Origin of the sequence: Streptococcus oralis (genome assembly GCF_003944215.1) — a bacterium.
Taxonomy (GTDB): domain Bacteria; phylum Bacillota; class Bacilli; order Lactobacillales; family Streptococcaceae; genus Streptococcus; species Streptococcus oralis_BI.
On record NZ_RJVZ01000001.1, the window covers coordinates 98,916 to 112,026 of the forward strand.

A 13,111-nucleotide genomic window follows, 5' to 3' on the forward strand; every position below is an offset into this window, starting at 1 on the left:
ACTTAAAAGGAGGCTGATACAATGACCAACCTCCTTTTCGTTTCATACTCTTCAAAAATCAAATTCAAACCGCGTCAACGTCGCCTTGCCGTACTCAAGTACAGCCTGCGGCTAGTTTCCTAGTTTGCTCTTTGATTTTCATTGAGTATCAGATTTAAGAAATTAACTTCCTCGTCTCCAGAAAATAGCTAAGACAAGCATAGCTCCTAAAATAGCAGGAATAACAGCTGTTCCCGCTAGAATTGGTCCCCAAGTCCCAAAGAGCAGGTGGCCCAGAAAGGCTCCAATCCAGCCGAGAAACATTTTTCCAAAGCATCCCATGCTCTCTCCCCGATTGGTCAAAGCACCTGCCAAGAGTCCCACTAGGAGACCAACAAACATACTTCCAATCATAGCTTCTCCTTAATTTGCCCAGTCTCCATTACGGAAGAGAGGTACGCGCGTTCCATCCTCACGGATACCGTCAATATCCATTTGATTCGAACCAATCATAAAGTCCACATGAACATCTGAACGGTTCAGGCCTGCAGCTTCAAGTTCTTCTTCGCTCATCTCTGCTCCACCAACAACGCTGGTCGCATAGGCAGCACCGATAGCCAAGTGATTTGAAGCATTTTCATCAAAAAGGGTGTTGAAGAAGGTAATGCCTGACTGTGAAATTGGACTTGGATCTGGTACCAAGGCACATTCACCCAAGGCACGCGCACCAGCATTTTCAAAGACAAGGTCTTTCATGACCTGATCACCCTTTTCAGCAGTAATGTCAACGATTTGTCCATCCTTAAAGGTCACCTTAATACCTTCGATGATATTGCCATTGTAGCTAAGTGGTTTTGTAGAGGTTACATAGCCATCTGCACGACGGAAGTCAGGAGCCGTAAAGACTTCTTCTGTCGGCATATTTGGCAAGAATCCTTCTCCCTGTGCATTGATAGCGCCAGCTGATTCCCAAACGTGATTCTTAGGCAAGCCAAGTGTCAAATCTGTCCCTGGCGCTGTGTAGTGAAGGGCTGAAAATTGTTCTTTATTAAGCATTTCCGCCTTACTCTTAAGAATGGCTGCATGTTCTTCCCAAGCCTTAACTGGATCTTCTTCATAGACACGACAAGTTTTGAAGATTTGGTCCCAAAGGAGATCGACTGCTTCTTCATCGCTCGCAGCATTTGGAAAGACCTTCTTAGCCCACTCAAGCCCTGCTGCAGCTGCTACAGTCCAGCTAACCTTGTTGGATTGAGTTGCGATGCGCATCGGCTTCATAGCGAGTCCCATCGCTTTTGCAGAAGCTGAAAGCTTGTCCGCATCCACTCCGTTCAAGGCACCTGGATCAGATGAACGGACACCGAGACGGCTAGCCTTGTTTTCCAAGAGATAGTTCATCTCAGCAATCTTGTATTCTGGCACATTGTCCAAACGCTCCATCGGCGCGTGGAGGAATTTCTCACGGTTGATCACATCATCTGTCCACTGAACGATGACCTCATGCGCACCCAAGGCATAGGCTTCTTTCACGATCAAATGCGCCAACTCACGTTGCTCCACATCGATAGAAAGAGCCAAGGTGTGACCAGGTTGCACGTTGATTCCATTCGCAACCAATAATTTCGCATATTTTTCTAGATTTTCTTTAAAATTTGGTAAAACCATTTTATTCTTCCTTTTCTATTCTTCTTTCAAAGCAGTAAACAATCCTGCTAAAGCAATGGCACCAGACAAGAGTGCTGTCGATAGAATAATTGTTTCATCTGCAAGCTCTAGCTGATAGTCAAAAACCTTTTCAGCAGGTTTATCTTCCGCAAAAATCCTAAGTTTCATGAAATGTCCTCCGTTACTAGTATATCACATATGATGTAAATTTAAAAACAAGCCTAATAAAGCTTTTTTTAATTAACTATCCAAGAATTGAAAACGCAATATACAGCTATATTGACACTCTTCTTTTAGTTATATTGACATAAAAAAGATGAGGTGATATTCTATAGATATACACTAAAAAATACATAGGAGCAAAAAATGATGGACGAAATCTTTAACAATGAAATTGCAAGACAATTTACTAGTGCTATTCTGGATAAATACTTTTCACCTATTATTTCCAAAACAACTGACAAATTTAAAACGCTCTACAATGAGGTAAAAATTGATCTAGAAATTCCATTCCAATCTTATTTGACAAATTCTTATGAAAAATATAGTAAAATCAAAACGATTATCTACGGAATCGAACCCAAAAGACTGTATGATTTTTTTGAAGTTCCTTTTTTAGAAAAAGGTTCAGACATCATCAAGCCCACTGAAACAAAAGTACTAACTGATATCTCAAAATTTTTAATCATTGAAGGTTCTGGTGGAATTGGTAAATCTACTCTCATGAAACACCTTTTTCTAAGCGAATTAGAATTAAAAGACTATANTCCTATTTTTATTGAATTAAAAGATTTCAATGATGAAGAGCATTTAGACCTTGAAAAATTACTGTTAAAAAAACTAAATCAATTTCACAATACATTTCAAGAAGAATATTTAGATTATGCACTTCAATCTGGATGCTTTCTATTCCTATTGGATGGCTATGATGAATTGTATAGCGAAAACCAAAAAGAATTTTTCAAGAAGTTAAATGATTTTTGTGACAAATATCCTGAAAACCATTATATCCTTTCTTCCAGACCTTATAGCGAATCCGAATTCATTGAGTTTCAACGTTTCACAGTTTTAAAAGCTGTTCCTTTTACTAAGGAACAAGCTATAAGTCTTATTACAAAAATTGAATATCCCGATGAGGAACTCAAAAATAAATTTATTTGCGATCTAGAGAGTGGTTTATATGATAGACATGAATCCTTTGCTTCAAACCCTCTGTTACTAAATATTATGCTCTCCACTTACAATGACTATGCAGAAATTCCACAAAAATTACATCTATTCTACTATCAAGCCTTTGATACCATGCTCTCGAAGCACGATGCTACGAAAAGTTATCGACGAAAAATGCTATCAGATTTAAGTTCAGATACTTTTAAAGAATATTTTGCAATCTTCTGTTTTCTAACATACCAAAAAGCAAAAACAGAGTTTACTTTCCCAGAGATTAAAGACATTTTTAAAAAATTTCCTTCTCGAATTCAAAGCGTTCTCAATTTAGACAATTTTATCCACGATTTAGAAAACTGCCTATGTGTACTATACAAAGAAGGAAACAGATATAAGTTCTCCCATCGTTCCTTCCAAGAATATTTTGTTGCTTATTTTCTAAATATACAAACAGACTGTAAGATGCGAGACTACAGTTTTCACCTAATAGAATCAGGAAAGTTTCGAACTAGTGCAGATTCAGTATTCCCTATGTTAGAGGACATGAGTACCCTACGCTTTAATAATAATATTTTAATTCCTTTATTAGGTAAATTTGAAGAATCTAAATCTGATGAAGAAGACTTATTTGAATATTACATTCTCAATTTTCCAGTAAAAATTATTGTTAGTTCTGCTTCTAGAAACACATCTTTTAGTTTAGGATTCGTACACCCCAAAGATAACCTCGAGAATTTTATTAATTATTTTTTTGACAATAGTATTTACTATACATCATACTATACTACAATAGATAATAATCCCCTAATATCATTTTGCAAAGATAACGATTTAAATGGAAAAACTATCGAGCCAGAAGACCTCATTGAAAATAAAGAATTATTGGACTTATTTAAAAAATCTTGGGTAGGCCAAAAAATACTTTCTCTCACTCATTACAAGCAAAAACTGATAGAGTCTTTAATAGAAGATGAGATAACCTTAGAAGATTAATAATCTATAACCATTGTATATTTATGCTTACATTTAAAAAATAACAGGATTATCTGATGTCCTGTTATTTTTTTATTATCAAACATCTCTATAAAATTGAGGCTAATCTGCCTTCTTTAAAACAACTCATCAAACAAACTGAGCTGGTTATCCTCTGGCATATTGCCGAGAATCCCCATTTCATCCATCTTTTCAACCAAAGTTGAGGAAAGTCCACCACGCTTGCGGAGTTCGGTTTTAGAGAGGAATTCTCCCTCTTCACGCGCACGCACCAACTGCTTGGCAACGTTCTCTCCCAGACCATCCATTGCTACAAATGGCGGAATGAGGGTATCCCCATCAATGAGGAACTCTGTCGCCTGACTACGGTAGAGATCGAGTTTTCCAAACTTGAAACCACGTTCCCACATTTCATTGACAATCTCAAGAGTTGTATAGAGGTCAATCTCCACATTAGAGGCTTCATTGTTCTTGCGTTTTTCAGCGATTTCTGCCATTCTGCGCTTGATGGCATCCAAGCCCGCACCCATAGTCTTGATATCAAAAGCCTTGGCGCGGATAGAGAAGTAAGCACAGTAATAATAAATGGGATGGTGAACCTTGAAGTAGGCTACACGCAAGGCCATCATAACGTAGGCTGCCGCATGGGCTTTTGGGAACATATACTTGATTTTTCCACAGGATTCGATATACCACTCTGGCACCTTATTGGCCTTCATGGCTTCGATATAGCCATTTCTCTCCTCTTCGGAAATCTTCAACCACAAGCCCTTACGCACCCGTTCCATGATGGTAAAGGCCATCTTAGGTTCAAGACCCGCATGCATGAGGTAAACCATGATGTCGTCCCGACAACCGATAACGGTTGATAGGTCTGCAATTCCTTGCTTAATCAAATCTTGGGCATTTCCCAACCACACATCGGTACCGTGGGATAATCCAGACAACTGAAGCAATTCCGCAAAAGTCGTCGGATGCGTCTCATCTACCATCCCACGTACAAAGTTGGTTCCAAACTCTGGAATCCCTAACATCCCTGTCGGTGTTCCGATTTGCTCAGGAGTCACCCCTAACACATCCGTCCCAGAAAAGAGGGCCATCACGCCTTCATCATCCATAGGAATTTCATTAGGGTCAATCCCAGACAAGTCCTGCAATTTCCGAATCATGGTCGGATCATCATGTCCTAGTACATCAAGTTTGAGGACGTTCTCATCGATATCGTGGAAGTTAAAGTGAGTGGTCTGCCATTCAGCCGTCACGTCATCTGCTGGATACTGGACAGGCGTAAAATCATAGACATCCATGTAGTTAGGAATAACAACGATTCCCCCTGGGTGTTGTCCTGTAGTCCGCTTGACACCAGCCGCACCTTGAGCGAGGCGTTCCACCTCTGCATCACGATAGAACTTGCCATAATCTCTCTCATAGCCCTTTACAAATCCATAAGCAGTCTTAGCAGCCACCGTACCAACCGTTCCCGCACGGAAGGCATATTCCTCACCAAAGATATCACGTACATCCAAGTGGGCGCTAGGCTGATCTTCTCCCGAGAAGTTCAAGTCAATATCGGGAACCTTGTCTCCATCAAAACCAAGGAAGGTCTCGAACGGAATATCCTGCCCATTTTTGCTGAGTTTGTGACCACACTTTGGACAGTCCTTGTTGGGCATATCAAATCCTGAACCATAAGAACCATCTGTGATAAATTCACTATACTGACACTGACTACAAACATAATGAGGAGAGAGAGGATTAACCTCCGTAATCCCAATCATAGTCGCAACGAAACTGGAACCGACAGATCCACGAGAACCAACCAAGTAACCCCGTTCATTGGAACGTTGCACCAGCATCTGGGAAGCCAGGTAAATAACGGCAAATCCATTCCCCAGAATAGAAGTTAATTCTTTTTCAATCCGCAAATCAACGATATCTGGCAGCGGATTTCCATAAATTTCAAAAGCTTTCTTGTAGGTCAGCTCAGCGACCGTTTCTTCCGCCTTGTCAATGAAAGGCGTATACAAGTCACCCTTAACAACCTCAACAGGTTCAAAGATATCTGCCAAGGCATTGGTGTTTTCAATAACCAGTTTACGAGCCAGTCCCTCTCCCAAGAATGCAAATTCATCCAACATTTCATTGGTCGTTCTAAAATGAGCCTTCGGTAGCGGTGCTGGTTGGGCATGTTCACCATGACCGATGGTTCTGTTAATCATAGCCCCCTGCCCCAAACTACGGACGATAATTTCACGGTAAATCTCTTCTTCTGGTTCGATATAATGGACATTTCCTGTAGCCAGAACAGGCTTGTCAAGACGGTCCCCAACCTCTATCAAACTCTTGATAATAGTCTGGAGCTCCTCCATATCCTTAACCTGCTCCTTGGCAATCAAGGGAGCATAGATGGCTGGTGGCATGACCTCGATAAAGTCATAATACTTGGCCACCTCGACCGCCGCATCCACACCTTGGGAAACGACAGCATCAAAAACTTCACCCTCAGAGCAAGCTGACCCTAAAATCAATCCTTCTCGATGGGCATCTAGAACTGTTCTCGGTATCCGTGGTACTCCTTCAAAGTACTTGGTATTGGACAAAGAAACCAGTTTAAAGATATTTTTTAGACCTACCTGATTCTTGACATAAATAGTCGCATGCTTGATCCGAGCTTTTTTATAAGAATCTGGACTAATCAAATCAATGTTTAGTCTAGCTAGATCGGTCACACCATGTTTTTCTGCCACCTCTTTGATAAAGATGAAAAGCAAACGACCAGTCGCTTCCGCATCGTAGTTGGCCATGTGGTGGTGTTCAAGTGCTACACCAAAACGCTTAGTCAAAGGTCCCAAACCATGACGTTTATACTCAGGATAAAGGTTTCTAGCAAACTCGAGCGTATCGATGACTGGCTGGCTAATCTTAGGCAGACCATGACGCTCATAGTTTGCATTCATAAAGCCAACGTCAAAGGTGGCATTGTGGGCAACTAAAACTGTATCCTTACAAAATTCTTGGAATTCTTGTAAAACTTGTTCCAGTGGTTTGGCATTTTTGACATGATCATCTGTAATACCAGTCAACTCTGTAGTAAAGGCTGATAATGGATGCCCGGGATTGATAAATTCATCAAATTCGGCAATAACATTCCCCTTGTACATCTTAGAGGCCGCAACCTGAATCAAATCATTATAGATAGCTGAAAGTCCCGTCGTCTCCACGTCAAAGACCACATAGGTTGCTTCTGACAAGCCCATCTCCACTTCGTTGTAAACGATAGGGACACGGTCCTCCACGATATTGGCTTCCATTCCATAAATCAGCTGGATTCCAGCTTTCTTAGCTGCCTTGTAGCCATGTGGGAAGGATTGAACATTTCCATGGTCGGTGATGGCAACCGCCTTGTGCCCCCACTTAGCAGCTGTCGCAACGATCTCCTCTACCTCTGGTAGAGCATCCATGGTCGACATGTTAGTATGAGCATGAAACTCAACCCGACGCTCACCTTCTGGCATCAAATCCTTCCGCTCATAGTGAACAACTTCCTGCACATCCTGGACGTTCATGGTCAAATCACGTGTGAAGTTATTCATCTCCACATTCCCACGAACTCGGAGCCAAGAATTCTTCTTAATGATGTCAAACTTCTGAGCCTCTTCTTCATTCTTAACCCATTTTTGCATTGAAAAACTTGAAGTGTAGTCTGTCATTTTAAAGTTGATCAAAACGCGACCAGTTCTGGTCACCTTATGCTCCACATCAAAAACGACCCCTTCAAAGACCAGGCGATTTTCCTCAGTCGTCACGTCGATCATCTGGGTAACTTCAGCCTTATCTAGTTTAGGCTTGGCCGCAGCCTTTTTAGCCTGAAAATCAAAGGCTGGCTTCTCTTCTACTGGAGGAGGAGCCATTTGTTCCAGTTGCTCCATAGCCCGGAGCGCTTCCTCATTGGCAGCTTGAACAATCTGTTCATTCTCCGTATGGAAGGCTTCCTCCTGCTCTTGTGTAAGAGCATCATTCTTTTCTATTTGGCATACAAAAGCTGGAAAACCAAATTTTTCAAGTTGCTTTGCCAAATTAGGAAGATGATTCTTCTTAAAGTGCTCCTTATCAATCGCCTCTGAACCTTCAATAAAGAGTTGATTTCCCTCCGCACGAACTTGCAAATTCTGATAAAGAGATTTAAACCCCTGACTAGCACATGGACCTTCAGAAAAAGCCTCCCTATAGTAGGCCTGCAAGAGTTCATTTGAAAATTCCTGAGAGAGAGCCTTGATTTCGAAAACAGCTTTATTCCCTGTCTTAGAAAATTCCTCACTCAACCCTTTCTTTAACTCTAGAAAGATTTCGATAGGTAAAATATTAGAAAATACAAAATGAAATTCCCATACCTTACTAATTTTATGAACCACGACACGCTCAATGCTTGCATCAACAAGAGCAGGATCCTGTCTCAGCTGATCAGAGATTCCTAGTTGATTCATTAAAATTTCAAACTTACTTGACATTCAATTTCCTCACATTATTCTCTTACTATTTTACCATAATTAAAGAAAATATATAGCCAGTACCATCTCCCTTACGATTTAGATGGAAAGATTTTATCATACTTGTAGTGGATAAAACTGTACTGATTAGTCGTCACATATTAAAAGATGAGATGAACATCATCTCACCCTTTTTATTCTTAAAATCCATTATGGTCGCTGAGTTCTTTGAACCAGTGGCCTGATTTCTTCAGGCGGCGCTCTTGCGTTTCCAAGTCAAGCTCAACCAAACCATAGCGGTTTTTATAGCTATTGAGCCATGACCAGCAATCGATAAAGGTCCAAACCAAGTAACCCTTACAGTTGGCACCGTCTTCAATGGCACGGTGGAGTTCACGCAGGTGCCCTTTGACAAAGTCGATACGATAGTCGTCCTGAATCATGCCATTCTCACGGAACTTGTCTTCACCTTCAACACCCATGCCATTCTCTGTCAACATCCACTCGATATTGCCATAGTTTTCCTTGATATTTTGAGCGATATCATAAATCCCTTGCTCGTAGATTTCCCAACCGCGGTGAGGATTGATTTTACGTCCAGGCATAACATAAGGCTCGTAAAAATGCTCTGGCAAGAGCGGGCTATCAGGATGTTTAGCAAAACGCGGTGCCATGACACGCAAAGGCTGGTAGTAATTGACTCCTAGGAAATCAACTGTATTCTCGCGAATAAGTTCTAACTCTTCAACAGTGTACTCTGGCAACAAGTCATGCTCAGACAAGATTTCTACCAACTCCTGTGGATAAGCTCCCAAAACAGACGGGTCTAAGAAAGATTGAGCTTGGAAGAGATCCGCAATGCGAGCAGCCTTGACATCTGCGGGGTGCTGGCTACGTGGATAAGCTGGTGTCAAGTTAAGAACAATCCCAATCTTGGAATCAGGCAAAACTTCATGACAGGCCTTAACCGCAAGACTACTAGCCAGTTGCGTATGATAGGCAACCTTAACCGCTGCTTTGGCATCCACCTTGTGAGGATAGTGGGCATCATAGAAATAACCAAACTCCACAGGAACGATAGGCTCGTTAAAGGTAATCCATTGGTCCACCAAGTCACCGTATGTCTCAAAACAAAAACGAGCATAGTCTTCATAAGCTGAGACAGTTGCCTTATTTTCCCAGCCATCGCCGTCTTCTTGGAGGGCAAATGGCAGGTCGAAGTGATAGAGATTGACTAAGAGACGAATCCCCTTGGCCTTAATAGCCTCAAAAACCTGACGGTAGAAAGCCACCCCTTGCGGATTGACCTCTCCACGACCTTGCGGGAAAATACGAGACCACTGAATAGAAGTTCGGAAGGCTGTATGCCCAGTCTCTACCAAAAGCTCAATATCCTTTTCCCAGTTTTCATAGAAAGTCGATGTTTTGTCAGGTCCAATCCCATTGTAGTAGCGATTGGGTTCCACCTGATACCAATAATCCCAGAGATTATCTCCTTTACCATCACCTGGCACTCGTCCTTCTGTCTGTGGTCCAGAAGTGGAGGAACCCCAGACAAAATCCTTTGGAAATTTTAGCATTGTTATACCTCTTCGTTTACTCATTTTTCCCATTATACAGAAAAAACAAGGTAAAAACTAGTTACATTTTTGCCTTGTTTTTCTTCTGATTATAGTTTTTATTTTTTGCTGAGGATTTCAAGCGTTTCAAGCAAGTTGTCTGCATGAACTTCGATGGTGTCACCAGTCGCCTTAATCTTAACTTCTACGATGCCATCAGCTGCTTTTTTCCCAACAGTGATACGGATTGGCAGACCAATCAAGTCGCTATCGCTGAATTTAACCCCGACACGTTCGTTACGGTCGTCTGTCAAGACTTCGTAACCAGCATCCATCAAGTTAGCTTCAAGTTTATCTGTCAAGGCTTGCGCTTCTTCATCCTTGACATTGACAGTGATCAAGTGCACATCAAATGGTGCCAATTCTTTAGGGAAGTTAACTCCCCAAGCATAACGGTATTCCCCTTTAGGCGTTTTGTTAACAAAGAGGCGAGCGTGTTGTTCCATAACTGCCGAGAGAAGACGGCTAACACCAATACCGTAACATCCCATGATGATTGGCACAGCACGGCCATTTTCATCCAAAACATCTGCACCCATGCTTGCTGAGTAGCGAGTTCCGAGTTTGAAAATATGGCCGATCTCAATACCACGCGCGAAGTTAAGAACACCTTGTCCGTCTGGTGAAATTTCACCCTCACGAACTTCGCGAATATCTACGTATTCTGCAGTAAAATCACGACCTGGGTTCACACCAGTCAAGTGGTAGCCATCTTCGTTAGCCCCCACAACAGCATTGCGAACATCTTGTACCTTACGGTCTGCAATAATTTTCACATTTTCTGGCAAACCAACTGGGCCAAGCGAACCAAAGCCAGCTGGGATAACACTTGCCACTTCTTCTTCGCTCGCCACATCAAAGAAATCTGCACCCAAGTGGTTTTTCAACTTGACTTCATTGAGTTGATCATTTCCAACTAGAAGGGCTGCAACAAGCTCACCATCTGCCATGTAGAAGAGGGTTTTGATTGTTTGTTCTTCTGGGACATTTAGAAAGGCTGCGACTTCGTCAATAGATTTAACACCTGGTGTTTCCACGCGAGTCACTTCTTCTTCCGCAACGACACGGTTGCTTGGTTTGTACTCGTTTGTTGCCATTTCTAAGTTAGCTGCATAGCTAGACTCACTTGAGTAGGCAATGGTGTCTTCACCAGAAACCATCCATTTGAGCAATTCTGCCTTGATTTCTTCTTGTACTTCTGCAGGAATTTCATCAAATGAGGCAACTGACTTATCTAAGACAACCCAGCGGTCGAGGTCTGTACGGGCTGGTGTGATGGCCATAAATTCTTGGCTATCCTTACCACCCATGGCTCCACCGTCACCGATGATCGCCTTGAAGTCCAAGCCACTACGAGTGAAGATCCGTTCATAGGCCGCCTTGTACTCGTCATAAGTCACATCCAAACTATCGTAATTAGCATGGAAACTATATCCATCTTTCATGATAAATTCACGCGTACGGAGAAGTCCGTTACGTGGACGTTTTTCATCACGGTACTTGGGCTGGATTTGGTAAAGGTTGAGTGGCAATTGCTTGTAAGACTTGACAGAGTCACGAACAATAGCTGTAAAAGTTTCTTCGTGTGTCGGACCTAGGATAAAATCTGACTTTTCACGATTTTTCAGTTTATAAAGGTCTTCACCATAGGTTTCATAACGGCCTGATTCACGCCAAAGATCGGCACTGAGAAGGGCTGGAGCCAACATCTCTACCGCACCAATCTTATCAAACTCTTGGCGCATGATGTTTTTAGCCTTTTCAATCACACGGTTAGCGAGTGGTAGGTAAGAATAAACACCAGCAGAAACTTGACGAACATAACCAGCACGCAACATAAGGGCGTGGCTGATAACTTGAGCATCGCTTGGCATTTCGCGAAGCGTTGGGATTAGCATTTTACTTTGTTTCATAATATTCCTCGATTATCTAAAAGAAGAGTCGCATAATGTCATTCCAGGTTACAGCTAGCATCAAGACAACCATGATAACTACACCAGCCATGGTGACATAGGTTTCAATTTCTTGTTTAAGGGGTTTCCGGCGGATAGCCTCTAGGATATTGAGCACAATCTTTCCACCATCCAAAGCCGGGATCGGAATCAAGTTAAAAATTCCAATATTGATGGAAATCATGGCTAGGAAGTAGAGGACATTCTCAATTCCATTTTTAGCAGCATCGCTACTTGCCTTAAAAATGGCAACGGGACCACCGAGTTTGTTCAAATCTGGATGGAAAATCAAGTTTTTCAGAGCCGAAAGGATGCGAAGTCCTGAGTCAGCAGCAGTTGTAAATCCACCAACAAACATGGATAGGAGATCTGACTTGACCCCCGGTTGAACACCTAAAATATAACGTCCTTGATTCTCTTCCGGAGTCACCGTGACTTGTTTTTCGCTACCATTTTCAGAAATGGTCACATCCAAGGTCGGGGCTGTCTTGTCCTTGGTATCTGCTTCCACAGCCTGAGTCAAGTCTTGCCAATTCTTAACCTCGTGCGAGCCGACCTTGGTAATTTGAGCGGTCTCAGCTACACCTACCTTAGCCAATGCTCCCTCTGGCATGACATGAAAGAGATTGGTCTGAGTATCTCTAACACCACCCTGCAAAAAGATCAAGATCCAAAAAACAACAACACCTAAGATAAAGTTATTCATAGGACCTGCAAAGTTGGTGATGAGCTTGCCCCAGATAGAAGCGTTTTGATACTGTACATCCAAAGGAGCGATGCGCACTTCGGTTCCGTCTTCTTCAACAACCGTTGCATCATGATCCACTGCAAAAGTCTTTTCTTCTTCCAGGACCAAACCCTTAATAAAGAGCTTGTCTTCAAAGTCAAACTGGGTTACCTGCATAGGAAGAGCCGTTTGATCCAGTTTCTTCCCTGAGAGGTTGATCCGTTTGACCTTACCATCATCAGCAAGTGTTAAACTGACTGGAGTTCCTGTCTTGATTTCTGTCGCATCATCACCCCATCCTGCCATACGAACATAGCCTCCTAGAGGAAGGATTCGAATGGTATAAGCAGTGCCATCCTTACCGATATGGGAAAAAATCTTGGGCCCCATACCAATGGCAAATTCACGAACTAGAATGCCCGATTTCTTGGCAAAATAAAAATGTCCAAACTCATGCACCACCACAATAATCCCAAAAACGAGGATAAAGGTTAGCAATCCAATCATTCAATATTCCTTTCT

The 13,111-nt window shown here is 42.1% G+C and carries 8 protein-coding genes; 1 reads left to right on the forward strand and 7 read right to left on the reverse strand.

Annotated features, from left to right (window positions below; translation table 11 throughout):
• Positions 1 to 162 precede the first annotated feature (162 nt).
• From D8804_RS00605 to D8804_RS00615, 3 genes are read right to left on the reverse strand one after another with little or no spacing between them, the layout of a single operon-like run.
• A complete protein-coding gene (locus tag D8804_RS00605; RefSeq protein WP_000580446.1) occupies positions 163 to 393 on the reverse strand; it encodes a GlsB/YeaQ/YmgE family stress response membrane protein in 231 nt (76 codons plus the stop codon).
• Positions 394 to 402: 9 nt separating this feature from the next.
• On the reverse strand, positions 403 to 1,644 hold the full coding sequence (locus D8804_RS00610) for an aminopeptidase (RefSeq protein WP_000243939.1): 1,242 nt from the start codon (positions 1,642 to 1,644) through the stop codon (positions 403 to 405).
• Positions 1,645 to 1,659: 15 nt separating this feature from the next.
• Positions 1,660 to 1,812, reverse strand: a complete 153-nt coding sequence (locus D8804_RS00615) for a hypothetical protein (protein ID WP_000776618.1) — start codon at positions 1,810 to 1,812, stop codon at positions 1,660 to 1,662.
• A gap of 555 nt (positions 1,813 to 2,367) precedes the next feature.
• Here D8804_RS00615 and D8804_RS00620 point away from each other — a divergent pair.
• The gene (locus D8804_RS00620; RefSeq protein ID WP_472725585.1) at positions 2,368 to 3,804 is read left to right on the forward strand and encodes an NACHT domain-containing protein; all 1,437 of its coding nucleotides are present in this window, start codon (positions 2,368 to 2,370) and stop codon (positions 3,802 to 3,804) included.
• Between the two features lie 116 nt (positions 3,805 to 3,920).
• Here the strand turns inward: D8804_RS00620 and D8804_RS00625 are convergent, their stop codons facing one another.
• The 4 genes from D8804_RS00625 to rseP all read right to left on the reverse strand — a co-directional run bounded on the left by D8804_RS00625 (position 3,921) and on the right by rseP (position 13,096).
• Positions 3,921 to 8,312: a PolC-type DNA polymerase III gene (locus D8804_RS00625; RefSeq protein ID WP_125398475.1), complete on the reverse strand. Its 4,392-nt coding sequence runs from the start codon at positions 8,310 to 8,312 to the stop codon at positions 3,921 to 3,923.
• Positions 8,313 to 8,491: 179 nt separating this feature from the next.
• Positions 8,492 to 9,871 (reverse strand): glycoside hydrolase family 1 protein, encoded by a 1,380-nt coding sequence (locus D8804_RS00630; protein WP_125398476.1) that lies wholly within the window; start codon positions 9,869 to 9,871, stop codon positions 8,492 to 8,494.
• A 98-nt stretch (positions 9,872 to 9,969) separates the two neighbouring features.
• On the reverse strand, positions 9,970 to 11,823 hold the full coding sequence (locus D8804_RS00635) for a proline--tRNA ligase (protein ID WP_125398477.1): 1,854 nt from the start codon (positions 11,821 to 11,823) through the stop codon (positions 9,970 to 9,972).
• A gap of 16 nt (positions 11,824 to 11,839) precedes the next feature.
• Positions 11,840 to 13,096 carry an RIP metalloprotease RseP gene (gene rseP / locus D8804_RS00640; RefSeq protein WP_125398478.1) on the reverse strand — a complete coding sequence of 419 codons (1,257 nt, stop codon included), beginning with the start codon at positions 13,094 to 13,096 and terminating at the stop codon, positions 11,840 to 11,842.
• Positions 13,097 to 13,111: the final 15 nt, after the last annotated feature.